Origin of the sequence: Pectobacterium quasiaquaticum (assembly GCF_014946775.2) — a bacterium.
Classification (GTDB): domain Bacteria; phylum Pseudomonadota; class Gammaproteobacteria; order Enterobacterales; family Enterobacteriaceae; genus Pectobacterium; species Pectobacterium aquaticum.
Window position 1 is genome coordinate 1,576,571 of sequence record NZ_CP065177.1, and the last position, 25,461, is coordinate 1,602,031.

Sequence of the window (25,461 nt, forward strand, 5' to 3'; positions counted from 1 at the left end):
AAAGCCAATGGCGACGAACCATCCTGATTCCTTTCTTCGGTGTGTGACTATAACGCCTAAACTCAGGTCAGATACAGATATCTGAAGCAATATGGATATGTCATCGTATAGACAAACCTTTGGGAAACAGCCTCAACACTTAGCGTGAATTTGGCTACAATACTGATATTTTCAGTGTAAAAAACACCTTTTATATCAATAAAAAACCTATAAATTCGCCTTAAAAAACATTGAATTCATGCTTAAAAAACACCTTTTTAACAGGTAAAATCATCTGCTGAAAGGTAAGATTAAATTGGTTTTTGATAGTGATTATCATTTGCGTATGGGGTAAGGTGCGATGGCGGATATGATGGATGACCTGAGGGTATTTAAGTTGCGTCTGAAAGATACAGGGCGCAAAGTGCATCTGTTAACCTATAGAGATATTAGTCAGCTCTATAGTTTTATCTGTTTTGACGAAAATATTCGCTTTCCTGCTAAACAAAACAGAACTCCCTCAGCAGAAAATAATATTCCTTTTGACTTCTTGGATCATATTTACTATAGGCAAAGGACAAACTATGGGGATTCGAATGTAAGGGTTCGTTATGATAAAAGAAACGACTATGAGAATGATAAAAGAAACGACTATGAGATCGATGTATGCCTGACTTCTGCGCAGAAAGATTGGTTGAAAAAATCAGTAGCAGAGAAAGAGGAAACCGAAAAGTATCTTTGTGATAAATATGATGAACTTCTGAAGAAACACAAAAAAATCACACTGCTACCATTTGCGTTTTATCTTCCAGATGACTGGGTTGAAGAGCATGAAAATCATAATTCCATGAAATTCTCTCTCAATGCTATTGAAGTATCACTGGAAGAGCTAAAGAGGCGCTTTGATAAGATGATAAAAACTCTTAAGTCTCGTAGTGAATATGATCCTGCTTGCGCCTATACTCGGCTTATTTTTATAGATGAAAAATTCAGGCCTTTTTATCTGGTGAATTTTTTCTTTCATGGTGATGATATTAATAATTTCTTTGCAGAAGATATCTGGAGTGAGTGGCTGAATACCCGAGATTCAAAAAATAAAGAAAATGAACGGGCGGTGCTTTACGCTTTTGATAGCGAGCATAAACCATGTAGAGATGCTGTGAAAGGATTATATTTCAGTTGTCCTGATGAGGGCGTTATCAGCAAATATGATACAAGTGACATAGTAGACTATATAATCAACCTCAATATAATTCAGCCGAATTTGATCAAAAATAACCGTAAGGCACATGAGGATTTTTTTCGTATTCAGGCACAGAGATACAATTCTATTCCAGGTTCAAGGACAAAAACGTTCTCAGACAACTTTACCTATACACCTTCTACTAAGAAAAAAACGAAAGACAAATCAGATTAAAAATTTTTCAGTTATATATCATCCCTATGAAAATCCACCTATTTCAATTCATCAGGCCATCCATCCCGGATGGCCTTTTTCATTCTGAGGCTGATATGAAAAAATCGTCAGGTTATTCCCTGATACGCCGCCATCTGCGGCGTTATCCCCGCTCGTTACGTCATGCCCTTATGCAGGAGCTGACCCGGCTGGTTACCTATGAACCGGTGATTGGCATTATGGGCAAAACCGGCGTCGGAAAATCGAGCTTATGCAATGCGCTGTTTCGCAGCGAAGTCTGCGCAGTGAATGCTGTCGCAGCCTGTACCCGTGAGCCACAACGCATTCGCCTGCGTTTTGGGCGTCATTATCTCACGCTGGTTGATTTACCCGGAGTGGGTGAAAGTCAGCAGCGGGATGAGGAATATCGCGCACTGTATCAATCCCTGTTGCCGGAGCTGGATATGGTGCTGTGGGTATTGAAGGCGGATGACCGCGCCTATTCTGCCGAGGAGCAGTTTTATCGGGATGTGTTCGGCTCCGTGAACGGTGAGCACACGCCGATACTCTGGCTGCTCAATCAGGTCGACAAGATTGAACCGAGTGAAGAATGGCACTGGGCCTCTGCGCAGCCGTCATTCAGGCAACGGGAACATATGGCACAAAAGCAGGCGGCTCTCGGGCAACAGCTCGGTATCGTGGCAGAGAACATTTTACCGCTTTCCGTTAAAGGCCGTTATCAACTGGGAAAAATGGTAGAGGCAATGATAACCCTTCTCCCAAAGCAGGCTCGCAGTCCGGTCATTCCCCATTTACGTGCCGAGCACCAAACCGAAAGCGCGATAGAGCAGGCCCGGGCCGGATTTTCCGACACGGTAGTCAGTGCGGTGGATTGGGTCATTGATCACGCGCCGTTGCCTCAGGTGGCAAAACAGGTGCTGCATGGCGTCACCCATTCCGTTGCCAGAGTGGCAAATGCCGTGTGGTCTTTCTTCTTCGACTAACGTTTTTGCTGCTTCTCATCAGATTTCTTTATCGTCACCGATCGATTTTGTCGATCGAACCGATCGAATTGATTTGTTATACCGGCATTTCTCCCCGCTATAAAATCGATATTCCATTCTGAGACTTTTTTACTTTTATGAATCAATAACATGTTCATGTAACGCGTATGCGTCTGGAGGGCAATGATGCCGTTGTTACTGCTTTGGGTGGGACTGGCAATCGTACTGGGATACGTGGCATCCAGCAGCGGTCGTTCATTCTGGGGCTGGTTCATTTTGGGTATGGTCATCGACCCGTTACTGGCCGGATTGTTGTATTACCTGATTTGCAGAGAAAAATAATATGCGAACGCTGTTGAAGCTGTTTGGCCGCTTTATGCGCTGGTATATCACGCTGGTGATTTTTATGGCCTGCCTGCTTTTTATCATCAATACCGTTGGCGGATGGGCCGGTTTTTAACCGAGAGCCCTTCCGAAGGAAAACCACAATGAAAACACAACCTGCACTGCCATGCAGCGGAATGCTGCTGGTCTCCCTGATGGTTCTGCCCATTCTGCCTGCACAGGCAAAGCCTGCTGACAATGAGCCGCAAATTATCACCGACAGCGAAGGGCATATGGTTTGCCATCTCTGTGGACCCGACAGGAAAGACAGTTTCTTTATTTCTGACTATCCACAGGGCTATAAAAATAAAACGGATCAGTACAGCAAGTTATGGGACATGACGCGCTATACCATCCTGCTGAATGATGCCATTCCTGCTTACACCGCTAACCGGACACCCGATTTTTATTACATCGATAAATATGCCGCGTCGCCCACCGTTCACTTTATTGAGTTTGACGATGACCGCTCTGATTTATCGGCTGTAGCGAAGGTGTCGGTGACAGAAAACAAAAACAACACGCTGCTCACTGTCACCTGGAAGAATGGAGAGAAAAACCGTTTCCAGATGAATAACCAGGTTCTGGCGTATCAGGCACACATACTGAGAAACACGCAGGACCAGCTTTTCTGCCGGAATTGTGGTGACAGCGGAAAGGATGTGCTGGTTCAGGGCGCGGATACCGCCAGCCTTTATACCCGTCTGACCGATACGCCGTATTACGCCTTTCTGGCGCAAAGTGCCGGGATGGCCTGCCCGGCAGGGAACTGGTATGCCGTCAATAAAACGAACCCCACACCTGAAATCAAGGCGATTGACCTCAAGGATTGCAGTGAAATCGTGAAGGTTGACAGTACCCATGATGCCAACAACACCACGCTTAACCTCACTCACTACAACGGAAAAAAGGACACGCTGACATTCAGCCATCGTTGAGTGTTACCGCCTCTGGTCATCGGAAGACTTCGAGCCTGTCGAGTAAAGGAAAATATCATGAAAAAAGCATTTGTCGCGCTCTGTCTGGGATTGTGTTCGCTAAGCGTTTTTGCAGAAAAAGCGCCTGTCAGAGTGCAAACCCGTACTGCCTCAGGAAACTGGTATGCCGGTCCCTATTATCCAAGGATATCCGTGACAGCGTTGACAGATTCTGTCGTCGTCAAAGACATTGTGGTTAATCGGGGAAATTGCCAGCACCTTTCCGAAGAATCCTGGAAGCCCGTTCGACTCCGCTTCGGTAGCACTTTTGAAACGACGTTTAAGTCAAAAAACTGGGGAGCCGCCTGTAATGTCCTTGAAATTATTGTCGAGACCGATCAGGGCATATGGGAATTCCAGATGGAATAACGACTGACCTTATTCACGGTTCCGATGCCTCGTGTGCTTGCGCGGGGCATTGTATTTATTGTGCTCTTGTCATCCATTTTATCCTGCTTTTTCATCATCCATCGTTTAGATAAGGAACCATCATGTCATGTAATTCATTGGCAGGCAGCGTTGCGTCCAGAGAGCAGCGCATCATCCAGATGGCGCTGTGCCTGCTGGAAAAACGCGTGCGTAAAAATGCGCGACAGTTCAAAACCTCTGAGGACACCAAAAGCTGGTTGATGCTGGAACTCAGCAGTCTGGAGCGTGAAGTCTTTATGGTGCTGTATCTGGATAACCAACACCGTCTGATAGAAAAGGAAATTATCGCGCTGGGCGGCATCAACAGTACCGAAGTGCATCCGCGTGAAATCCTCAAAGCGGCACTGCGTCATAACGCCGCTGCCGTGATACTGGCGCATAACCATCCTTCCGGCTGTGCCGAGCCCAGTCAGGCTGACCGCCATATCACCGACAAGCTGAAGGAATCACTGTCACAACTCGACGTCAGAGTCCTCGATCATCTGGTTGTCGGCGGCGCTGACGTGGTGTCGTTTGCTGAACGTGGCTGGTTGTGATGACCGCATTTATTACCGCATTTTTATAAGGAAACCATCATGCCATCATCGGATACCCCGGAGTGGGGATTAAAATGTGCCATCACTCGGCGATTCGGAGCCAGACTGGTGCAGGAAGGTAACCGTCTGCACTATCTGGCAGACCGGGCCAGCATTGTCGGTACGTTTAGCAAAACAGAAGCCCAAAGTCTGGAGCGTTGTTTCCCTGAGCTAATTGAGCTGTTGGAACAGAAGCTACGCATGGGGGAACTGAATCCCCGTCAGCAGGGGGGTGTCACGTTGTATTGTAACGAATGGACCTGTGAAGCCGATACGCTGGGCAGTGTTGGCTACGTGTATATTGTTATTTATCCTTCTTCAGCGGCAACACAATAACCCGCAGCTTCTTTCCCCATTCTGAACATTTTCCTGATTTTATCGACTTAACCTGTAGAGAGTATTCCCATGCAAACATCACCTGCAATCCCGCCACGGGAGGATAACCCCTGTGCGTCACCTGTAGCCGTCTGGCAACAACTGCTGACCTACCTGCTGGAAAAGCACTACGGCCTGACGCTGAACGACACACCGTTCTGTGAGGAAAATGTCATTCAGGCGCATATCGATGCTGGCGTCACGCTGGTCAATGCCGTGAACTTTCTGGTGGAAAAATACGAACTGGTGCGTATCGATCGCGACGGTTTTAACTGGCAGGAGCAATCGCCGTTTCTTACCGCTGTTGATATTCTCCGTGCCAGACGTGCTACCGGCTTGCTCAAGGCATAAAGATTGCGAGCTGCTTTCCAGTCACATCGCACCAAACCTGTTTATCCTTCTCCCCGATGCATAATACGCCAGCCCTTACCGGCTGGCGTATTTGCTTTTATGTATGGATCACAAACTATGCAAATTGAACCCGAGGTTTTAACCGAACACACCGAGCTGATTTGCTCGACCAATATCGAACGTATCGTTACTGGACGTGATACCGCGCTGCAACAGATAGAACAGATCCTCAACCAGCTACGGGCGATCTCAACACTGACAGCGACTATTGGCGGCGGTACCGTTGAAGACTGGGCGTTAAAGCAGGGGCATCGCTATGACTGTTGGTTAACGGAAACGTCTGACAAGGCGATGCCCGCCATCACCCGCACACTGGATCGCAATATCTGGCGCGACCTGATGCTGAAATCCGGCATGCTGTCTCTGATGGATGCCGAAGCCCGCAGCCAGTGGCATAAAAATCTGGATGAGGGTGAACTACCGGCCATCAGTGAGGACAATATTCTCAGTACGTTTGAGCAACTTCACCAGAGCAAGAAAGCGGTATTCGAGCGTGGGATCATCAACGTATTCAAAGGACTATCGTGGGATTACAAAACCAATCACCCTTGTTACTTCGGCAAGAAAATCATCATCAGCAATCTGGTGACGTACAACCGTTGGGGCTTTGGTTTGAACTGGGGCTGGCGACGCGATCAACTGGCCGATCTAGAACGTATGCTGTATCTGTTGGATGGTAAACCGATCCCCGACAATCGGGGCGATGTCACCATCCGACTGATGGACCATATCCGTGATAATCCCCACAAGCAGGAATACGAGGATGAGTTCTTTAGCGTGCGTTACTTTCAGAAAGGCACCGGGCATCTCACCTTTAAACGCCCTGACTTGATCGATCAGATGAACGATATTATCGCCAAATATTATCCGGGGATGTTGGCTGCGAGGTGATTAACCAATCATGTCACACAGGTATATCCCATTGACATATCCCATCAATATTCTATGCTATCGATAGCACAAAATTTCTCCAAGGAGACTGCCATGGAAAAAACTACAGTATTTAAAAGCAATCGCAGTCAGGCGGTACGACTCCCTAAAGCCGTTGCACTGCCGGATGATGTGAAGCAGGTTGATATCGTTGCGATTGGCCGCACACGTATCATTACTCCGGCAGGCGAAAGCTGGGATAGTTGGTTTGAAGGGGAGAGCGTAACACCTGACTTTATGATCACCAGAGAGCAACCCGATGAGCAGGTCAGGGAAGATTTTTGATGCTGAAATATCTGCTTGATACCAATATCTGTATTTACACCATCAAGAACAAGCCGCAGGAAGTCAAGGAGGCTTTCTACCGTCATTACGGGCAGTTTGCTATTAGCTCCATCACGCTGATGGAATTGATTTATGGCGCAGAGAAATCGGTAAACCCAGAGAAGAATCTCGCCGTGATTGAAGGTTTTTCTGCACGTCTGGAAGTGCAAACTTATGGCTTTGACGCTGCCGTACATACGGGGCAAATTCGTGCGGAACTGGCAAGACAAGGAACACCCATCGGCCCGTATGATGCCATGTTAGCGGGTCACGCGCGGTCCGCTGGTTTGATACTGGTAACGAACAATGTGCGTGAGTTTGAGCGTGTGCCAGGATTGCGCGTAGAAAACTGGGTCGGTAGATAGGCTGACAATAGCCAGTCTTTGTAATATGCTGTCGCAGTTCAACAACTGGCGTCACTGCTAGATACCGTAGTGAACGGCAGGTTAGGGAATGAAGCAATGTGGGCTGTGGGTACAAATGCGGGTACATGCGTGTTATATTTTAAGGTAAATCCTTTAAATACAATGCTGATGGCATTTTTTTCAAGTCCCGCCCCGGCACCATTGATAAATCAATAGACGTCAACCGACGTCTATTTTTTTGCCTAAAACCCACGGTTTTACTGGCTCCCCCTTCATTCCCATACTCTCCCAATGTCAACGCAATCCGACCTACATCAACTTGCTTGTGAGTATACATCTGAGTATATATGTTGGTTCTATCTTGCTCTGTATACTCACCGTAAGCACAAATGAGGATATTGATAATCAGCTGTAGGTTCAAAGGCCGCGATAATATCATCATGGGGGGAAGCGGTGAGCGCAAGCAATCGGTTGAACCCTTCCAGTGTATTTTCAATACGCAGGAAAGATGTTCGTCCATCCGGGTGTCGAATTTTTGCATCATGATGTTTTTTAGCGATATCTAGGGCAATCAGAGTCCCCGATACACCGATGTTACTAACAAAAGTGTTCATTGATTTTCTCCACTTGTGACAGACACAGACATTACAAGTTGTAGAAAATAGCTGACTTAAACGCTAGCTGGATGCACTCAATAGGTATCATGGGCCTGAGTTCATCAGCCATGAGTTTACAGAATGGGCGAAAACACTCGGGATCCGGATTGATTATATTCAACCCAGCAAGCCACAACAAAATACGTATATCGAGCGACACAACAAAACGATCAGGTACAGTTGGGTCAGCAAACATTTATTTGATACGCTTGAAGAAGTTCAAGACTATGCCACTCAATGGCTTTGGTTTTACAATCATGAACGGCCACATAAAGCCAATGGCGGAAAACCACCATTGATGGCCGCATAGCCTCTACTTTTAACTGCGGTTAAAAATGGGGAGATTACCATGATAACGCCGTTGCCGAAAATTTTTTCCAACTTCTCAAACGTGAACGGATAAAGAAAAGGATCTACGGAACACGGGAGGAAGCCCGAAGCGATATTTTTGATTACATCGAAATGTTTTATAACAGCAGACGTCGACATGGTTCTAGCAATCAGGTGTCGCCGAATGAATATGAACAGCAGTATTATCAACGGCTCGAAAGTGTCTAGATTACCCATAGCGATTCAGTGTGATTTTTGAGCTGGTAAGAAAGGGAAGAAAAGGCTTTGGGGTCCTCTTACTGCTTATTCCTCTTGAGATATTTAAGAAGTTTTCAAAAAAATTCTTAAATGCGGGATTTTATCGCCAAATTGGACTCTACGTTAAAGTGCTACTTGTTTGTATTAATGGATGATTAAGGCTTTTGTCAGTTGAACCAATGTCTTAATGTCTATGATATTATTGGGAGGTCGATTTTACAGGACATGGACTGACAAGGCGTACCAATAATAATGAAAAATTCTTCAAAAATTATCCTCACAGCATGGCAAGATTATCTGAAATGTAGTGGTGCAGAAAGAAGTAAGATCTCAGCCAATCAGGTGCATGAAGATCACCAACTCGTACTGAGCAAAAGCAATTGTAACGATGCTCCAAATGGTATCTGCCTTCATATACCCACTGAGACGTATGAAAACTGGAAAAGGCATTTTGTCAAATATGGTAAAAAGGGTGAAATCATCTCTGTAGAGCCAGTTAATCTGCTATTTCCACTACTACGCTGTATTGAATCTGAACGTGAAAAATCGAATGTTAAATATTTGCCACTGTTCTCTTTCCCACTACCAAAATCGTTTTTTGAGCAGGAAAATCGCTCTCTACTCATACCTGTTAAAGATGGACAACTAGTAAGCGCGTTGCCTTTCGCCTTCCGTGAGATGTTTGGCATTCAGTTGGCTGAGTTAGGCGAAAATCGCCATATGATGAGTATCGTTAGTGCGCTAACTGGCCGTAAATATGATTCCTTCATTAGCGCGTTTGAAGCACTCCAAGCTTGGGTTATACAGCAATCTAACGGTAAACATAAACTAGAAAACGCATTTAACGCTCTTGTTGCACCGCAACATAACGAAGATTACAACCTGAAGCGTGATGAGGAAGACTTTAGTTGGTTGTGTAACAATAGTCAGGCTGAATTCCCGTTACTAGAGCAGTACCTCAATCGTATCCATAGTGATGATCATCCCCCTGAGATATATGAACGGGTAACGAGTGGATTGTTTGAAACGCATTATCCGCTTGGACATGGTCAGATGGAGGCCATTCAGGCAATTAATCAAGATGAGCGTCTGATTGCAGTACAAGGTGCCCCTGGTACGGGAAAAACAACGTTATTTAAATCACTGATTGCTCAGCAACTCGTCACGCGTGCGCTTGCCATTGCGGATAGGGAAGACGGTAATTTCGGTATGTTGGTGACCTCTACTGCCATTAAAGCAGTGGAAAATATTATTGATGATCTGCGAGCGGACCCACTAACCCAAAACCTTGACTGGCTGTGGTTCCAGGGTGGTTCCAAGAAGCAAGTGCAGAACGAGCTTCCTCGATTAGAAAACCTCATAAGCCGCTGGCGGCAGGAGCGCTACAATGACGAAACGCAACGACATAGTTTGGCTATTTTGCTCAAACACCGTGATGAGCTGACTCTGTGTTACAAACAGTACCTGAACCACAAAGCTATTGCTCTCCAATCCGTCGTCGATTGTGAATTGAATACAACGAAAGTCGAAAAACTTCCCGAGCGCTTTGCTGAGAAGCTAGCTGTGTTTGCTAGCTATGCGCAGCAGCAGGGAGTGAGCGCATCCATTTACCATCCTGACGATCTTACCGATTTAGCCGATCAGTTAGCGCAAAGCCTTGTGCTATTACGCGAGAAAAAAGCACGCTATCAGCAAGCAAAAAAAGTCTATCAAACGCAGCAAGCAATCTGGGCACTACCGCATAATGCAGAACAAATGCTTCGCTGGATTGATTCGCCATTACGGCCTGCGCTTGAACTTCATTACCGAGACTACCCACGTAGTGGTATTAGGTTATATCTGGCCCGCCTGTTTGAAGGAAAGTACCGCGCACGATTACAGAAAATGCACACTGCGTCACCTGCGGATTTTCAGTATTTCAACCTTACTGCACACTCTCATCAACAATTAGCTGCTTTGGCTGATTCGGGAGAAGCACTGTCACTACAGCCAGAAAATCTTGAGCTGATGAAATTGCTTTTACAGAGTGAGCCTGACGAGAAGCAAGAAAAGGTCTTGCAGGACTTGGAGAACCAAACGACTGAATTACAAGAGCTATGGAATAAAGTCGTGCATGCTCAAGAAACAATGGCTCTGCATGAACGGTATTATCCAGAAGGAAGCTGGTGCGATATTTTACGTAAACGTTTTATCAGCCAGCATCGCGAAATGTTTGAAGCTGCTATTGCTTATCTTTGGCAGGAACAGTTGAAGCGAAAAAATGAACTTGAAGAGGTGCTAACCCACTGGCAGGCACTGATCAGTGGAAGCAAGAGCGCGGGCTATTACCGTTGGCTGGATAAGCTGGATGAATTCTATTCCTTGCTGTCGTTGGTTTATCCGGTGATGGCGACGACGCTGGTATCTGCCTGGAAAATGGCAGGTTATCGTAAGCTTGATGAACTCAAGGGCCATAAACCTTGGAATCTGGCTCTTTGTGATGAAGCTGGAATGGTTTCTGTTGAGTCTCTGGTTCCATTACTGAGCCGGAGTGAGAAAGCGATGATTGTTGGTGATCCGCTGCAAATCGAACCGATTCGGAACCTATCTGAAAATTTACAAACACAACTGCGTGAGCGCCACTTTAAAGATAACAACACCTTGTATGAACGTGTTTCTCCAGCAACGGTTACGGGCTGGCACCGAGCTGCGGGCTCTCTTTCTGGCCGAGCGGATGATATCGGCAACGGTATTGTTCTTGATGAGCATCGACGGTGTCAGAAACCGATTGCCGACCTTTTTATTCGGTTGGCAGGTTACCGTGGTGTCACGGTAGAAACGGCAAAACCTGCTGAACGTATTGCCCGAGCCTTTGAGAAGTCCGGTGGTCACCATTTGATGTTTTACAGCGTAGAAGGCCAAAAAGGGAACGTCGTTAATACCAATACTGATGAAGTCGATGCGATTGAGCAACTGTTGGATAAGCTTGAAGAGGCAGGATATGACTTGACCTCGGATGTTGGCATTGTCACACCTTATTCTAATCAGAAGATATTGCTGATTAATCGTCTTGCTCAGCGTATGAACCATGGTCAGAAAACCTGCATTGGTACTGTGCATCAGTTTCAAGGGGTTGGATTTGATGTCATCATTTATAGTCCGGTGATTTTTCATCCTCTGGACGCAGCTAATTTCCAAAATGGCGCACCTAATATGCTCAACGTGGTAGTTTCTCGTGCCAGGCAGCAATTTATTGTTGTCGGTAATTACCACCGTTTGCGACAGGCAGGGGGATATCTTAAGGTTCTTGCTGATAGTGTTGCGGATGACTTTATTCTTGAACAGGGTAGTCAACATCCACAATTTTCAGGTCTGAGCGAAACACCACGCTTGCAGCGTTATTATCGTGACTGTGAACATATTGCAGCGTTCAGTGCGCTGGCCTCCCAAAGTGAAAAGGAACTGGTTGTCATTACACCATGGATAAGACGGGGGGGGAAAGAGTATCAAAGACCTGAGCTGGCACAACTAGTTGCCACTCAGCAACGTGGTGTTAAGGTAAAAATCTATTATGGCTATTATCATCAAAGTGTTGAACGAGCTGATGATAACGATGAGCTTTTAGTTGCGGAATATCGTGAGAAACTTGGAAAAGAAAATGTTGTTCGTTTAGTGGAAGGCACCCATGAAAAAATATTAATGATCGATGGCCGCTATATTATTCTTGGTAGCTGGAATTGGCTTTCACACGGTTACCATAATAGCTGTCAGCGTAGTGAAAAATTTAATAATGCCATTCGCCATGAAATAAGTGCAGAACTTGATGATTCTTCGCTGGCTAAGGAATTGCGTGAACGTCTGGGACTAAGCTGTGTCCCGTAACTATTTTTTGTACAATCAGGAGCATGATTTCACCATAAAAAGTGCTTCAATTTGGCTCGTTACGATTTTCCCGATGATGCATGGGCACTGATTTCTCCTATGCTGCCGCCTGAAAGAGGCTCTTCCCGAGGCGGGCGTCCTTACTTTGCTCACAGGCATGTCATGAATGGCATATTTTGGGTACTTTGCTCCGGCGCGCCGTGGCGGGATTTACCAGAGCGTTATGGTCAATGGAAAACCATTTACAACCGCTTTAACCGGTGGTCTAAAGCCGGAGTAATGAACAGTATTTTCAATAAATTACTCCAACTCTTGGATGAAAAAGCACTGATTGACTGGGATGTTATCGCGCTGGATGGCAGTAACGTTCGCGCCCTGAAAGCGGCGGCCGGTGCGAAAAAAAACATCCCGATGAACACGAGGACCATGGGCTGGGTCGCTCTCGCGGCGGCTTTGGCACCAAAATCCATCTGGCGACAGATGGCACAGGATTACCGCTGAGTTTTTGCCTGAGCGGTGGACAAGCCCACGAAAGCCGATATGCGGAAAGCTTGCTTAACCGAGTCGGGGTTATCCGAAAAAGCGGGAACCTGAAATCACGTCCGAAAGCAGTACTGGCGGATAAGGGTTACTCCAGTAGACGTATTCGCATTTATTTGAAAATAAAAGGAATAAAAGCGGTTATTCCGTTTAAATCGAATGAGAAGGCCAGTCAGGACGGACGTCGGCCTCTCAATACGAGTCTGTACAAAAAACGCAATGTCGTGGAGCGTTGCTTTGCGATACTCAAAGAAAATCGCCGTATCGCTACCCGTTCGGAGAAAACAGCCAGAAACTACCTGAGTATGCTAAAACTGGCGGCGATCAGGTTATTTTTGAAGCGGTTGTTAAGTTAAGGGACACACCCTAGATTAGCTAAGTAGTCTCCATTGAGAGCGGCTCCGGATGAGGCAAATCTACAGTTAAAGTAAAACATACTTTATCTGTTCGGGGGGTGTCCTCATCCGGCAGTATTGTTCTGGTAGCAACACTCGCAAAATCAGTGGGGTTCAAGCGTCTTGTTGCTCTCAGAATGTTATCTCACGCGACCTTATCGACGTAGGTAACCCTGTGATGTTCGGCATCAGCGATACGTTGCATATGTGAGATTCTGGCGATGAGTAAAAAGGTGAGCAGGTCCTTTATGCCCTATTTTCTGTAGATATTGTTTTTCATATTGTTGGCGGTTTTATGGGTTCTAACCATCTTCTTTGCGATGGTTTTTATTGCTATTCTGTCCAGTCAATAGCCAAAGAATATTTTCTCATTCGGTGATAACAATATCGTCTTGCCTTTTATTTCTCTGAACGATGACAGGGCAGAGAGTACTTTTTTAATCGTGCTTATCGGCACGTGTTTCGATAACAGTAATACCTTTTTAGCCACAATCACTGGTGCATGTTTGCGGTTGTTGAGAATAATGATGAATGTTCGGTGTTTGGCGGTAATGATGTGCGTCAATAGCGTCATGTCGATACCGTGTTCGATATCAACAATGGTTATTGACACATTGCCACTATCCCTATTTTCCAGACAGGTAAACGCCGCCGTGGTGAAAGGGCAGCGGCTGAATATCTCAATGCTCATAGCGATAGTGGTTCAGTAGAAAAATAGCAAAGTGATATCTGACGACGCATCATCTCTGTAACAGCTTTAATACGTTTCCCGACTGCTGATTGGCTTGTGACAAGATTGCCATCGATGCCTGCTGTAGGATCTGGGCTTTTGTCATCGCGGAAATCTCAAGGGCATAATCGGCATCCAATATGCGGGAACGGGCAGCAGCGGTGGCAACCTTCTCTTGTGACAGTACGGTAGTGACGGATTCGAAGCGGTTCATCTGGCTGCCGTATTCACTGCGGTAACCGTCCAGTTTTTTCAGCGCATCATCGAACGTGGCTACTGCCGCTCTGGCCTGCTCTGGCGTACCCAGCATGACAGAGGAAAGCCCCAGCGATTGGCTGTCTGCAGGCATTGGGTCGAGGGTGACCGTTTGCAATGTATCACCGAAACTCGCCCCGATGACAAACGTCGTTTCTTTGCTGATCGGCACTGCCATCCCAGGCAAAGAGCTGGATATCGTCATCGGCGCTTAATGAGTCGATGGTGATATTTTTTGCGCCAGCAGGAATGTAAGCCAGTGAAACCACACCAGAAGTGAAGGGATACTGGATATTGGCATCGGGAAATTTCTCTGCCAGCAGTATGGTGTCGCCCAGCTTGACCGGCTGAGGACCAGGCTCAGCCGTTTGCATCAGGCTGAGACCGTCTTTCATTCCGTTGGTGATAACGCTGTTGGCATTCAGATTGGCAGTCATCCGGTTGGCAATAGCCTGACCAGCGGCATCAGTACAATGATGGTTTGGCTCCGAATGAATCCGAGCGCAGATAATGGCTTGGCTACAAAGATGTGGCCAAAATTAGTTGACCGCTACAGAGCCTTCATCTAAAAATATATTTTCTACTAATTGGAGGTGTTGCCACCTTATTGTAAATAAAATAGTGTTTTTATTTTCTAATTAAATCTGGTGTTAATGTTTTTTTTATAAACGTTTTCGGAGGTGGGCGGATTATTCAATGAAAGTGTTTCTGTTACATTCTCAATGTGGTTATCCATTTTTCCTATAAGGAAATATTGATCGATTTTTTCAGGATGATACTTATTCTATAAGTGTCCGAATCTGGTTGGTTTCTTTTTTTTGTTGAATAACAGGGTGTTGAGTTTTAATGTTAGATATTTTAGGCTAATGACGATGATATCGTGCTATTTATGATTTTAGGGCGTACACTGCATATTCATACACCTATTTGGTACAATGTATGGCTACCTTTGATTTTCTTCAGATGTTTAATCGCACAACGGTGAAAGTGACTTGTCCCGTATGCAACCATATCACTGAGCAGAAAAGAAATAGATTTCGCGAAAATATTACGGTTATTTGTCCTAAGTGTGGATTGTATTTTTTGCCGAGGGGAGAGTAGAGGATGTTATTTATCTTCCATTTTCAAAGAATTATAGAATGGGCTTGATTGCCTCTAATGGAGGAACATTCCAATTGACTAAAGAAGAGCTTAAAGTGTTTTTATTCACACAGACTTGTGTGATTCTCTCTGGTGTGCTTGCCGCAAGAGAAGGCCAACCACTTATTATCCAGCAGCGTTTTAGTAAAATTTATGAAATATTGTCCGATGAGTATGATAAGTTACAATAATTAAATGATTTTTCGTTATTTTCATATCTGTATGGTGGTAACTTAAACGGAGTGCCAACCACGCAAAAATGAGTAGAGATAAAAATATGTTTAATCGCTATCGGTTTTTTTTAAGCTACGGGCATCCCAGATACTGGCTATTATGGCTTGGTCTGGGAATATTATTTCTATTGGTCCAATTACCTTATCCTATATTGGTGGTATTTGGGGGATGGTTAGGGCGCCAATCAATGCGTTTTTTAAAAAGACGGGTAGCGATTGCCAGGCGTAATTTGATGCTTTGTTTCCCTGACATCTCATCTCAACAGCTTGAGAGTAAACTCATTGATAACTTCTCCTCTCTTGGTATTGCACTGTTGGAGACTGGGATGGCATGGTTTTGGTCCGATCGGCGAATAAAAGAATGGGTTGATATTATTGGTATTACTCACTTACAAGAGGCTGATAGTAAGCGATGTGGTGTTATCGTTGTTGGTGTACATTTTATGACGCTAGAGTTGCATTTTCGTATTTTAGGCCATTGCAAATCGATGACTGTGATGTATCGTCCTCATAATAATAAAGTGTTGGAACTGGTGCAAAAATGGGGGAGATCGAGATCGGGAAATGTATTGGTTGACCGGAAAAAACTCATTTCAATGGTGCACACGTTGAAGCAAGGCGGCATTGTTTGGTTTGCACCCGATCAGGATTATGGCGTAAAAGGCAGTGTATTTGTGCCTTTTCTGGGCGTAGAACGTGCAGCTACCAGCAATGGGACGTTTATTATTGCCAAGCTGACCCGTTCTGAATTGGTGACGGCTGTCGTGATTCGTAAGGATGGTGGAAAAGGGTATCAACTTATTATTTCTCCGATCTTAGAAGAATATCCTTATGATGACAGTCTGTTAGCAGCTCATTATCTGAATAAAATGATAGAACATGAAATCATGAGGGCCCCTGAGCAGTATCTCTGGCTGCATCGGCGCTTTAAAACTCGGCCTCACGGTGAACCCTCTTTGTATATTTAATTTATTATCTTTGAATTATTTCGTTGTACGTTTTGCTTTTTCTGTTTTTTGACCGCGCCTAATGGATTAGCGTTTATCGACTATACTTCCTTACCTCTCTTTTCTTGACTCCAATTTCTCTCACCATTTGGGCAATTGACCCGTATTTTTTATTCAGTTCCTGTATCAAGTGTCGGTAATCCTGACCAATAAGGTTTGCCTGGCTTTCTGAACGTTACCTTTAAGGTGGTCAGTGCGTATTTTGCATCCAGACCAAAAGGCGATTATGAAAATATTTTCCCGCCACTTTTCCTTCTCCCGCCAAGATGTTGCTTCGCCTTGGAATGACATTCTCCCCGTCAGAGGGGATCTATTCGGCATGGAGCGCTTAGAGCAACACGGTCGCACGTTAGCCAGCGCGCAGCCTGTGACCTTATCGCCACCTGATGTGATCTCGTTACACCAGCGCTTGAATGATAATGCGAAAGTATTACTGGCCTCTTACCGAGCTAGTGCTCAAGAGCTGGATAAAGGGGGCAGTGTTGTGCCTGCTGCTGAATGGTTACTAGATAACTACCATCTGGTCGCCGCGCAAATTCGTGAAGTCCGTGAAGACTTGCCACCTCGTTACTATCGCCAGCTACCCAAACTGTTACAAGGCCCTTTTGCCGGTTATCCACGGGTATTTGGGCTGGTATGGGCCTTTATTGCTCATACTGACAGCCATGTTGACCCCATTGCTTTACGTCGCTTTATTATGGCGTATCAGGATGTTCAGCCTCTGACGATCGGTGAGCTATGGGCTGTGGCTATTACCTTGCGCATTGTGTTGATAGAAAATCTGCGACGTCTGGCTGACCAGATGACTGTCGGGCGCAAGGCTCGCGCAGATGCTGAGCGGGTTGCCAATGAACTTTTGCAATCCGGTGAGGCTGGCGCCGTTCGAGGCGATGAAATAGCAAATAGCTATCTCTCCGCTTATATTCTTTCTTCTGATAACGATGCCCCCCTGTCGGAGACGTTTGCGGCACAGTTGGTCAAGCGACTACGCGATCAGGATCCAAAGACAACGCCCGCATTAGGGTGGCTTGAACAACGGCTAAAACAGCAGGGAAGTTCAACAGAAGAAGTTGTGCAACACGCTCAGCAGCGTCTGGGCATTTCTAATGTCACTGTGCGCAATATCATTACCAGTATGCGATTAATTTCGGATATCGATTGGGCTGAGTTTTTCGAAAGCGTGAGTCTTGTTGATGCACGTCTGCGGGCGAACAGTGACTTTGCGACCATGGATTTCCCTACTCGAAATTTATACCGCAGCGCGATTGAGCAACTCGCGCGTCAGGCATCCAGCTCTGAGCTGGATATTACAGAACAAGCGCTTTTACTTGCACAACAGGTGCCAGCTTCTTCGCATTCTGACGAACTTACCGAACGTAAGCGCGAACCGGGTTACTATCTGATTGCGGAGGGAAGGCCACAGCTTGAAGAGGCGATCGGTTTTCAGCCCGCGTTTCTACTGCGATTCAATCGCTTTACCCTGAATGGTGGCATGCGCGGCTATGTTGGTGCTATCGCGTTTTTTACTGTGCTTTTACTGGCGGGGATCGGCATCGTGTTGTCTTCTCCTGCGGTGTCGAATGTCTGGCTCGTGGTAATGGGGCTGATCTGTATCATTCCCTGCTCTGACGTCGCGACCACCTGGGTTAATCGGTTGGTCACCTGGCTATTTGGTGCAGCACCGTTAGCTGGGCTGGAGTTGTTGCAAGGCGTGCCCAGCCATTGCCGGACATTAGTCGTGGTGCCAACGCTGTTGTCCCGCGAGCAAGATCTGTTACAGCAGGTCGAACAGCTTGAAGTTCACTACCTATCTGGTGGGCAGGGCGATATCACCTTTGCATTGTTGACTGATGGTGTGGATGCCGAAACGGAACACCTTGCAGGCGATCAACCCATGTTGACGCAGGCATTACTTGCCATACAACAGCTCAATGAACGTTATGGAAAAGGGCCTGCGGGTGACCGATTTTTGTTATTGCATCGTCGACGGGTCTTTAATGCTTCGGAAAACGTGTGGATGGGCTGGGAGCGTAAGCGCGGGAAATTGCATGAGCTTAACCGGTTATTACGTGGCGCGACGGATACCCACTTTATTTCGGTAGACGGTCATCACATTCATGTTCCTGCTGATGTTCGCTACGTGATCACGCTGGATGCGGATACGCGCTTGCCGCGGGATACGGCCTTAAAACTGATTGGCAAAATGGCTCATCCTCTCAACCAACCGCGCTGGGATCGGCACGGGGAACATATTGTGGCGGGATATGCCATCTTACAGCCTCGCATTACGCCATCTCTGCCTGCCGGGCATGAAACTTCCTTATATCAGCGGATTTTCTCGGCACCGGGGGGCATTAATCCTTATGAAGCGGCGATCTCCGATGTCTATCAGGATTTGTTTGGCGAAGGGTCCTATACCGGTAAAGGTATCTATGATGTCGATGCGTTTGAACGCGCGCTCAAAGACCGTATTCCTGAAAATAGCCTGCTCAGTCACGATCTCTTTGAGGGCATTTATGCCCGTGCGGGGCTGGCTTCTGATGTTGAATTAATCGAAACCTTTCCCTCTCGCTATGACGTTATCGTCAAACGACAACATCGCTGGACGCGCGGTGACTGGCAGTTGCTGCCATGGATTCTGGGGCGGATGCCGTCAGTGTCAGGTACGACGGTGCATTTACCCGCAGTGGGGCGCTGGAAAATGATTGATAACTTACGCCGATCGTTGCTCGCTCCAAGCCTTCTATTGATGCTGATTGGATGTGCGGTGCTACCGCCTGATATGGCATGGAAGGGCATCGCTATCGTCCTGCTGGTCTTGGCGTTTCCCTCCTGCCTGCCTGCGTTATGGGATGTTATCGCACGCGGTGTGCGTGGCATAACCCGACAACAGTCGCTGAGTCAAAGCCAGCCTATCCGGCATTTATTGCGCGACCTTAAGCTAGCTTTTATGCAGGTCGTGCTCTCTTTTGTCTTTCTTGCCGATCATAGCTGGCAAGCGCTCGATGCACTCATTCGCACGTTGATACGGCTAACGATTACCCGCCAGCATTTACTTGAATGGACGACGGCAGCGCAGTCGGGTCGCTGTCCCCGCCTGACGCTGGTGGGCTTTTATCGTCAAATGCTGGGCGGGGTGTTACTCGGTGTGGCGGCGGTGGGAGGCGGGTGGTTAATGACTCCGCAGAATTGGCCACTTTGGCTATCGCTTGGCATTGTGTGGCTTGCTGCGCCAGCTCTCGCACTGCAAGTGAGTCGCGAGCGCTCAATGTCACGTCAGGAAAACATTAGTGAGGCAGATAAACAGGCGCTGCGATTGACCGCCCGACGTACCTGGCGCTTTTTTGAAACCTTTGTTACTGAAGGTGAAAACAGTTTGCCACCAGATAATTTCCAGGAGCAACCGAAACCGGTTGTGGCTCACCGGACTTCCCCAACCAATATCGGTCTGTATTTACTGTCTACCGTCGCAGCGCGCGATTTTGGTTGGATTGGCCTGACTGAGGTGGTTGAACGGCTCAATGCGACACTGAGCACCATGGATCGATTATCGCGTTTTCGCGGTCATTTTTTTAACTGGTATGACACGCGGGATTTACAAACGCTGCAACCGGCTTATGTGTCCTCGGTGGATAGTGGCAATTTGGCTGGGCATTTGATCGTTCTGGCGAATGCCTGCGAGCTTTGGCGGGAAGAAAATGTGTTGTCGGATTATCGGGAATCTTTGGCTGACCACCTGCAGTTGATCCGTACATCACTACTGCTTCATCAAGCAACGAAGAATGAATCCGTCTTGCTCCGGTTGTTAGATAAAATCGACAGTTTGCGAAATAGCCATTTGCCACCGGAACGCCTGTTACCGGAAATAATATTGCAATTGGATCAATTGCTACAGCGGACGCAAACGCGGTTAACACCAGCCAATGAAGATGACGTTGCAGAATCCATTTTCTGGATTAATGCGACGCAATCGATGCTGATCGCCCATGAGCGTGAGCAGCACGGTTCTGTGACAGAGTCTGAATCCCTGATGGAAAGCCTGCGTGTAGTGGCTGAACGTTCACGCAAGATGGCGATAGAGATGGATTTCGCCTTTCTTGTCGATCCTGAACGCAAATTGCTATCAATTGGCTATTTGATGCCAGAAAACCAATTGGATGTGAGCTGTTACGACTTGTTGGCTTCCGAGGCCAGATTAGCCAGCCTGTTTGCGATTGCCAAAGGGGATGTGAGTACGCGTCACTGGTTCCGTTTGGGGCGTTCGGCTGTGCGTACTGCTTACGGGTCGGCGCTGATGTCATGGTCGGGTTCGATGTTTGAATATTTAATGCCATCGCTGGTCATGCGTGCTCCTATGGGGAGTTTATTAGAACAAACCACACGGTCGGTTGTGGCACAACAGCAGGTTTATGGTCGAGCGTTATCCGTGCCATGGGGGATTTCCGAATCGGCCTACAATGCACGGGATATAGATTTTACCTATCAGTATTCAAATTTTGGCGTTCCTGGCTTAGGTTTAAAGCGTGGGCTGGCAGACAATCTGGTTGTCGCACCTTATGCTACTGGCTTGGCAACCATGGTGGACCCGCTTGCTGCCTGCCGAAACTATGCGCGTTTGGCTGATATGGGGGCGTCGGGCCGCTATGGCTTCTATGAGGCGCTTGATTTCACGCCGTCTCGTCTGCCGGATAACAAAAAAGTGGCTATCGTTTACAGCTTTATGTCGCACCACCAGGGGATGACGCTGATCGCGATCGCCAATACTTTGCATGACGGTAATATGCGCCGTCGTTTCCACCGCGAACCAATGATTCAATCCTGTGAGCTGCTGTTACAGGAAAGTTTGCCGACGCAGGTGGCGCTTGCTGAGCCTCAGGTTGAAGAGGCGAAGGCCAGCGGAGGTGAAAGCCGCAATGAGGCGGCGATGTTGCGGCGATTCTCTGCATCGCCAACGGGGGCGCCGATGACACATCTGCTCTCTAATGGCCGCTATGCGGTGATGCTTACCACAACGGGTTCCGGCTATAGCCACTGGCGTGAATTAGCCATTACTCGCTGGCGTGAAGACACCACTCAGGATAACTGGGGGAGTTTTGTGTTGCTGCGTGATATACGCAGCAACAGAATTTGGTCCGCCGGTGAACAACGTCAGCTAAGTGAGTCCGTGGGCCATGTCCCCGAATCTCCTGGCGTTATCGGTAATGTGGTGGGGGAACCAAGGCATCGTTATGAGGTGATTTTCGGTGAAGATCACGCATCGTTTATCCGCCATGAGCGTTCTTTGACCACCACGCTTGATGTGTTGGTGTCGGGGGAAAGCGATGGGGAAGTTCGCCGAGTCACATTGACAAACAGTGGACGCCGCCAGCGTGATATCGAACTGACATCCTACGCGGAAATGGTGTTGGCGCCGCCCAGTGCCGACACGGCACATACTGCATTTTCCCGCATGTTTGTACAAACTGACTATCTGGAGGCATTCTCCGCCCTGATTGCGACCCGACGCCCACGAACGCCGGATGACCCTCCCGTCTGGGCCGCGCATTTTGTCGTGCTGGAAGGGGCCACTGGCAGCAAGATGCAGTATGAATCAGACCGAGCGCGTTTTATTGGCAAGGGTAAATCAGTGATGACAGCTGATGCCATTCTGGGTCATCAGGTCTTGTCGAATACCACCGGTACGGTACTTGATCCTATTTTCTCACTTCGTCAAGAGGTACGAATTCCTGCCGGTAAAACGGTGAGAGTGGCATTTTGGACCGTGGTGGCGGCTTCCCGCGAAGCGTTAATTGATGTGATTGATAAGCACCACGATCGCAGCGCCTATGAGCGGGATAAAACGTTTGCCTGGACGCAGGCTCAGGTGCAGTTGCGCCATCTCGGCGTGAAATCTGAGGAAGCGGCAGATTTTCAGCGCCTAGCCGCGCCAATCATTTATGCCGATCCTCGTTTTCGTGCGCCGTCTGAATCTATTGTGAAGGGCGCAGGGAAACAATCCGATCTGTGGCCACTGTCTATTTCTGGTGACCTACCGATCGTGTTGCTGCGTATTGATGATCTTGACGATATGGCGCAGGTACATCAGCTATTAAGGGCCCATGAATACTGGCGAATGAAGCTATTGAATGTCGATCTGGTGATCGTTAACGAGCGTTCCTCATCCTATATTCAGGATTTGCAGATAGCGATTGAAACGGCCATTCGTAGCAGCCAATCAAGAGCCCGCCTTGGCGGAGAATCAACGCGAGGGGAGGTTTTTGCGCTACGTGCTGATTTAATGTCAGTAGAAGCAAGAGCGCTGTTGCTATCAATCGCCCGCGTCTCGCTGATTGCACGTCGTGGGCCGATTTCCCATCAGTTGGCGCTCATTTCGTATCCCGATAAGGAAACTAGGCCGATAATCCTCATCCCGCCAAAATCCGAGCCTGATAACACTTCCCGTCCTGAAGGGCTGGCATTCTTTAATGGAATTGGCGGTTTTGATCGGCAAGGCCGGGAATATGTCACGGTGCTGGATACTGAGCACACTACGCCAGCACCGTGGATTAATGTGATCGCCAATCCAACGTTTGGTTTTCAGGTTTCGGCGCAGGGAAGTGGCTACAGTTGGGCAGAAAATAGCCGTGAAAATCAATTAACACCTTGGAGCAATGACGCGGTGATTGACCCTAGCGGTGAGGCACTTTATCTCCGCGATGAGATGAGTGGTGCACTGTGGACCCCTACGGCATGGCCGATTAATGACGGCGGATGTTATGTTGCACGCCACGGTTTTGGCTATAGCCGTTTTACCCATGCTGCCAATAATATCGAGTCGATGCTATTGCAGTATGTCCCTTTGAGTGACGCGATAAAAATCTCGCGTTTGCGATTGCGTAATACTTCTATGCATACGCGGCAACTGACGATTACCGCTTATGCAGAATGGGTGCTGGGTACATCACGTAGCGCCAGCGCGCCTTATCTGTTAAGCCATGTGGATTCACAAACGGGTGCAGTGTTGGTTCAGAATCCGTGGTCTGGTAGTTTTCCCGGACGGTTTGGATTTTCTGATCTGGCGGGTAGCCAGCAGTCGCTGACGGCAGACAGAACGGAGTTTCTCGGGCGTAACGGGCATATGCACGCGCCTTTAGCGTTGGTAAACCAAAGCCCATTGTCGGGGAATACTGCTGCGGGGTTTGACCCATGTTGTTCGTTACAGACGGCGGTGACGATTGCGCCCGGCGAGGAGGTTGAGATTGTCTGGTTCATCGGGCAGGCGGCGTCTGTTGAACAGGTCAGAAAGCTGGTGGAGAAATATCGGCAGATCGATCTGGATGCAGTTTTGCATGACGTGGAAGCGTATTGGGAATCGGTAACTGGGGCGATCCGCGTTAAAACACCCGATAGCGCCATGGATATCATGCTTAACGGGTGGCTGCTTTATCAAACACTGTCTTCCCGTATTCAGGCGCGTTGTGGTTTTTATCAGGCCAGCGGCGCATATGGTTTCCGCGACCAGTTACAGGACGGCATGGCCTTAACCTTTTCCCGACCGGAGGAGACGCGCCAGCATCTATTACGTGCGGCGGGACGGCAATTTACCGAAGGTGATGTGCAGCACTGGTGGCTACCGCATTCGGGAGCTGGGGTGAGAACACGGATTTCCGACGATCGTGTTTGGCTGGCGTTTGCCACGGCGAATTATATTCAGGTTAGCCAGGATTATGACGTGCTGACTGAACAGATCGGTTTTCTGGAGGGGCCGCTTGTCGCCGAAGGGGAGCATGATGCGTTCTTCCAGCCGATGCCGTCGGCTGATACGGCGACGCTATTTGAGCACTGTGCGCGCGGTCTGGATCAATGCTTACAGTTGACCGGACAGAACGGCTTGCCACTTATCGGTGGTGGTGACTGGAATGATGGTATGAACCGCGTTGGTGAGAAGGGTAAAGGTGAGAGCGTGTGGCTCGGATGGCTGTTGATTTATACCATCGCGCGCTTCGCGCCGTTGGCTGAACGGTATGATACTACTCGTGCGGCCCGCTGGCGCGATCATGCCGAGTCTGTCAGGGAGGCTATTGAGCGTACAGCCTGGGATGGTGCCTGGTATCGTCGGGCAACGTTTGATGACGGGACATGGCTGGGTAGTCGTAGCAATGATGAATGTGCCATTGACTCTATTGCCCAATCATGGGCAGTGCTTTCCGGTGCTGCTGATGCAGAAAGGGCGGCGACGGCCATGGCCTCACTGGAGCAGCATCTGATTCGTCAGGATGACGGGCTGGCGCTGCTGTTTACGCCGCCGTTTGATCGTGCCGAGCGCGATCCGGGTTATATCAAAGGATACCCACCGGGGTTACGTGAAAATGGTGGTCAATACACGCATGCCGCGATGTGGTCGGTGCTAGCGTTTGCCCAATTAGGACAGGGGAATAAGGCAAGGGATCTTTTTGCTTTACTTAATCCGATTAACCATGGCTCGACGCCGCAACAAATCGCCCGCTACCGTGTTGAACCTTATGTTATCGCCGCAGACGTTTATTCGGTGGCACCACATTCGGGACGGGGGGGCTGGACGTGGTATACCGGCTCGGCAGGGTGGATGTATCGGGCGGGCATTGAAGGGATATTAGGGATCCGCCGTGAAGGAAACGAGTTGATGCTGTCACCTTGTATTCCCGATGATTGGCCCGGCTTTGAGGCTCAGGTGGCCGTAGGTGAGAGCCGTTATTGTATCCAGGTCGTGAACGACCGCCATCAGTGCCAAGGGATATCAAAGGTAATACTGGATGGCAGGGATATGCTATTCAGTGCGGAGAAGAAACAGATCGGGATTGTGTTAGAGAAAGGAGAACACCATCTGGAATTGTTCTTATAATATAAAGAGTTATATTTTTGATTAACCGACATCGCTGCGCGATCATC

Annotated in this window: 20 protein-coding genes and 3 pseudogenes; 19 read left to right on the top strand and 4 right to left on the bottom strand. The window is 47.8% G+C overall.

Annotated features, from left to right (window positions below; translation table 11 throughout):
- Positions 1-340 precede the first annotated feature (340 nt).
- From IG609_RS07275 to vapC, 11 genes are all read left to right on the top strand, one after another.
- Positions 341-1,396, top strand: a complete 1,056-nt coding sequence (locus IG609_RS07275; RefSeq protein WP_193399487.1) for a hypothetical protein — start codon at positions 341-343, stop codon at positions 1,394-1,396.
- 95 nt (positions 1,397-1,491) lie between these two features.
- Positions 1,492-2,379, top strand: coding sequence for a GTPase family protein (locus tag IG609_RS07280; protein WP_193399488.1), 888 nt, complete (start codon positions 1,492-1,494; stop codon positions 2,377-2,379).
- Positions 2,380-2,562: 183 nt separating this feature from the next.
- On the top strand, positions 2,563-2,721 hold the full coding sequence (locus tag IG609_RS07285; RefSeq protein ID WP_189654467.1) for a hypothetical protein: 159 nt from the start codon (positions 2,563-2,565) through the stop codon (positions 2,719-2,721).
- Positions 2,722-2,867: 146 nt separating this feature from the next.
- The gene (locus tag IG609_RS07290; protein WP_193399489.1) at positions 2,868-3,701 is read left to right on the top strand and encodes a hypothetical protein; all 834 of its coding nucleotides are present in this window, start codon (positions 2,868-2,870) and stop codon (positions 3,699-3,701) included.
- 57 nt (positions 3,702-3,758) lie between these two features.
- Positions 3,759-4,109, top strand: a complete 351-nt coding sequence (locus IG609_RS07295; RefSeq protein ID WP_193399490.1) for a hypothetical protein — start codon at positions 3,759-3,761, stop codon at positions 4,107-4,109.
- A 122-nt stretch (positions 4,110-4,231) separates the two neighbouring features.
- Positions 4,232-4,705 carry a RadC family protein gene (gene radC / locus IG609_RS07300; protein ID WP_193399491.1) on the top strand — a complete coding sequence of 158 codons (474 nt, stop codon included), beginning with the start codon at positions 4,232-4,234 and terminating at the stop codon, positions 4,703-4,705.
- A gap of 39 nt (positions 4,706-4,744) precedes the next feature.
- Complete coding sequence (locus tag IG609_RS07305; protein WP_193399492.1) at positions 4,745-5,080, top strand: type IV toxin-antitoxin system YeeU family antitoxin; 336 nt, start codon at positions 4,745-4,747, stop codon at positions 5,078-5,080.
- 69 nt (positions 5,081-5,149) lie between these two features.
- Positions 5,150-5,470: a TA system toxin CbtA family protein gene (locus tag IG609_RS07310; RefSeq protein ID WP_193399493.1), complete on the top strand. Its 321-nt coding sequence runs from the start codon at positions 5,150-5,152 to the stop codon at positions 5,468-5,470.
- Positions 5,471-5,587: 117 nt separating this feature from the next.
- The gene (locus IG609_RS07315) at positions 5,588-6,421 is read left to right on the top strand and encodes a DUF4942 domain-containing protein (RefSeq protein WP_193399494.1); all 834 of its coding nucleotides are present in this window, start codon (positions 5,588-5,590) and stop codon (positions 6,419-6,421) included.
- Positions 6,422-6,514: 93 nt separating this feature from the next.
- Positions 6,515-6,745, top strand: coding sequence for a type II toxin-antitoxin system VapB family antitoxin (vapB, locus tag IG609_RS07320; protein ID WP_104209861.1), 231 nt, complete (start codon positions 6,515-6,517; stop codon positions 6,743-6,745).
- The gene (vapC, locus tag IG609_RS07325; protein ID WP_193399495.1) at positions 6,745-7,149 is read left to right on the top strand and encodes a type II toxin-antitoxin system tRNA(fMet)-specific endonuclease VapC; all 405 of its coding nucleotides are present in this window, start codon (positions 6,745-6,747) and stop codon (positions 7,147-7,149) included. Before vapB ends, vapC begins: the two co-directional genes overlap by 1 nt.
- Before the next feature lie 401 nt (positions 7,150-7,550).
- Here the strand turns inward: vapC and IG609_RS07330 are convergent.
- Positions 7,551-7,763 (bottom strand): annotated as a pseudogene (locus tag IG609_RS07330) (IS110 family transposase); the annotation flags it as partial.
- An 88-nt stretch (positions 7,764-7,851) separates the two neighbouring features.
- Between IG609_RS07330 and IG609_RS07335 the strand changes: the two are divergent.
- The 4 genes and pseudogenes from IG609_RS07335 to IG609_RS07350 form a co-directional block, all read left to right on the top strand.
- Positions 7,852-8,115: pseudogene (locus IG609_RS07335) on the top strand (integrase core domain-containing protein); the annotation flags it as partial.
- 29 nt (positions 8,116-8,144) lie between these two features.
- Positions 8,145-8,363 (top strand): annotated as a pseudogene (locus IG609_RS07340) (IS3 family transposase); the annotation flags it as partial.
- Between the two features lie 282 nt (positions 8,364-8,645).
- A complete protein-coding gene (locus IG609_RS07345; RefSeq protein ID WP_193399496.1) occupies positions 8,646-12,254 on the top strand; it encodes an AAA domain-containing protein in 3,609 nt (1,202 codons plus the stop codon).
- A gap of 51 nt (positions 12,255-12,305) precedes the next feature.
- A protein-coding gene (locus IG609_RS07350; protein ID WP_250116837.1) for an IS5 family transposase occupies positions 12,306-13,150 on the top strand; the annotation gives its coding sequence in 2 pieces (ribosomal slippage) (positions 12,306-12,651 and positions 12,651-13,150; 846 coding nt in all).
- A gap of 385 nt (positions 13,151-13,535) precedes the next feature.
- On the opposite strand, the gene IG609_RS07355 is transcribed toward IG609_RS07350, so the two are convergent.
- From IG609_RS07355 to IG609_RS07365, 3 genes are read right to left on the bottom strand one after another with little or no spacing between them, the layout of a single operon-like run.
- Positions 13,536-13,880, bottom strand: coding sequence for a hypothetical protein (locus tag IG609_RS07355; RefSeq protein WP_226374164.1), 345 nt, complete (start codon positions 13,878-13,880; stop codon positions 13,536-13,538).
- A gap of 49 nt (positions 13,881-13,929) precedes the next feature.
- A complete protein-coding gene (locus IG609_RS07360; RefSeq protein ID WP_250127247.1) occupies positions 13,930-14,346 on the bottom strand; it encodes a flagellin in 417 nt (138 codons plus the stop codon).
- Complete coding sequence (locus IG609_RS07365) at positions 14,297-14,611, bottom strand: hypothetical protein (RefSeq protein WP_226373433.1); 315 nt, start codon at positions 14,609-14,611, stop codon at positions 14,297-14,299. Before IG609_RS07365 ends, IG609_RS07360 begins: the two co-directional genes overlap by 50 nt.
- Before the next feature lie 526 nt (positions 14,612-15,137).
- On the opposite strand from IG609_RS07365, the gene IG609_RS07370 reads away from it, so the two are divergent.
- The 4 genes from IG609_RS07370 to IG609_RS07385 all read left to right on the top strand — a co-directional run bounded on the left by IG609_RS07370 (position 15,138) and on the right by IG609_RS07385 (position 25,414).
- A complete protein-coding gene (locus tag IG609_RS07370; protein ID WP_240348903.1) occupies positions 15,138-15,275 on the top strand; it encodes a YnfU family zinc-binding protein in 138 nt (45 codons plus the stop codon).
- 38 nt (positions 15,276-15,313) lie between these two features.
- Entirely contained in the window at positions 15,314-15,505 is a 192-nt protein-coding gene (locus IG609_RS07375; RefSeq protein ID WP_116162547.1) for a hypothetical protein, read from the top strand.
- An 86-nt stretch (positions 15,506-15,591) separates the two neighbouring features.
- Entirely contained in the window at positions 15,592-16,515 is a 924-nt protein-coding gene (gene lpxL / locus IG609_RS07380) for an LpxL/LpxP family Kdo(2)-lipid IV(A) lauroyl/palmitoleoyl acyltransferase (RefSeq protein ID WP_193399062.1), read from the top strand.
- 265 nt (positions 16,516-16,780) lie between these two features.
- Positions 16,781-25,414: a glycoside hydrolase family 94 protein gene (locus IG609_RS07385; RefSeq protein ID WP_193400359.1), complete on the top strand. Its 8,634-nt coding sequence runs from the start codon at positions 16,781-16,783 to the stop codon at positions 25,412-25,414.
- The last annotated feature ends 47 nt before the right edge of the window (positions 25,415-25,461 follow it).

What these genes read in the sequence shown, in the direction of transcription:
- lpxL (WP_193399062.1), top strand. Translation starts at nt 15,592, where the DNA reads ATGTTTAATCGCTATCGGTTTTTTTTAAGCTACGGGCATCCCAGATAC.
- IG609_RS07310 (WP_193399493.1), top strand. Translation starts at nt 5,150, where the DNA reads ATGCAAACATCACCTGCAATCCCGCCACGGGAGGATAACCCCTGTGCG.
- vapB (WP_104209861.1), top strand. Translation starts at nt 6,515, where the DNA reads ATGGAAAAAACTACAGTATTTAAAAGCAATCGCAGTCAGGCGGTACGA.
- IG609_RS07295 (WP_193399490.1), top strand. Translation starts at nt 3,759, where the DNA reads ATGAAAAAAGCATTTGTCGCGCTCTGTCTGGGATTGTGTTCGCTAAGC.
- IG609_RS07345 (WP_193399496.1), top strand. Translation starts at nt 8,646, where the DNA reads ATGAAAAATTCTTCAAAAATTATCCTCACAGCATGGCAAGATTATCTG.
- IG609_RS07290 (WP_193399489.1), top strand. Translation starts at nt 2,868, where the DNA reads ATGAAAACACAACCTGCACTGCCATGCAGCGGAATGCTGCTGGTCTCC.
- IG609_RS07375 (WP_116162547.1), top strand. Translation starts at nt 15,314, where the DNA reads ATGGGCTTGATTGCCTCTAATGGAGGAACATTCCAATTGACTAAAGAA.
- vapC (WP_193399495.1), top strand. Translation starts at nt 6,745, where the DNA reads ATGCTGAAATATCTGCTTGATACCAATATCTGTATTTACACCATCAAG.
- IG609_RS07365 (WP_226373433.1), bottom strand. Translation starts at nt 14,611, where the DNA reads ATGACTGCCAATCTGAATGCCAACAGCGTTATCACCAACGGAATGAAA.
- IG609_RS07275 (WP_193399487.1), top strand. Translation starts at nt 341, where the DNA reads ATGGCGGATATGATGGATGACCTGAGGGTATTTAAGTTGCGTCTGAAA.
- IG609_RS07385 (WP_193400359.1), top strand. Translation starts at nt 16,781, where the DNA reads ATGAAAATATTTTCCCGCCACTTTTCCTTCTCCCGCCAAGATGTTGCT.
- IG609_RS07285 (WP_189654467.1), top strand. Translation starts at nt 2,563, where the DNA reads ATGATGCCGTTGTTACTGCTTTGGGTGGGACTGGCAATCGTACTGGGA.
- IG609_RS07315 (WP_193399494.1), top strand. Translation starts at nt 5,588, where the DNA reads ATGCAAATTGAACCCGAGGTTTTAACCGAACACACCGAGCTGATTTGC.
- IG609_RS07305 (WP_193399492.1), top strand. Translation starts at nt 4,745, where the DNA reads ATGCCATCATCGGATACCCCGGAGTGGGGATTAAAATGTGCCATCACT.
- radC (WP_193399491.1), top strand. Translation starts at nt 4,232, where the DNA reads ATGTCATGTAATTCATTGGCAGGCAGCGTTGCGTCCAGAGAGCAGCGC.
- IG609_RS07355 (WP_226374164.1), bottom strand. Translation starts at nt 13,880, where the DNA reads ATGAGCATTGAGATATTCAGCCGCTGCCCTTTCACCACGGCGGCGTTT.
- IG609_RS07370 (WP_240348903.1), top strand. Translation starts at nt 15,138, where the DNA reads ATGTTTAATCGCACAACGGTGAAAGTGACTTGTCCCGTATGCAACCAT.
- IG609_RS07280 (WP_193399488.1), top strand. Translation starts at nt 1,492, where the DNA reads ATGAAAAAATCGTCAGGTTATTCCCTGATACGCCGCCATCTGCGGCGT.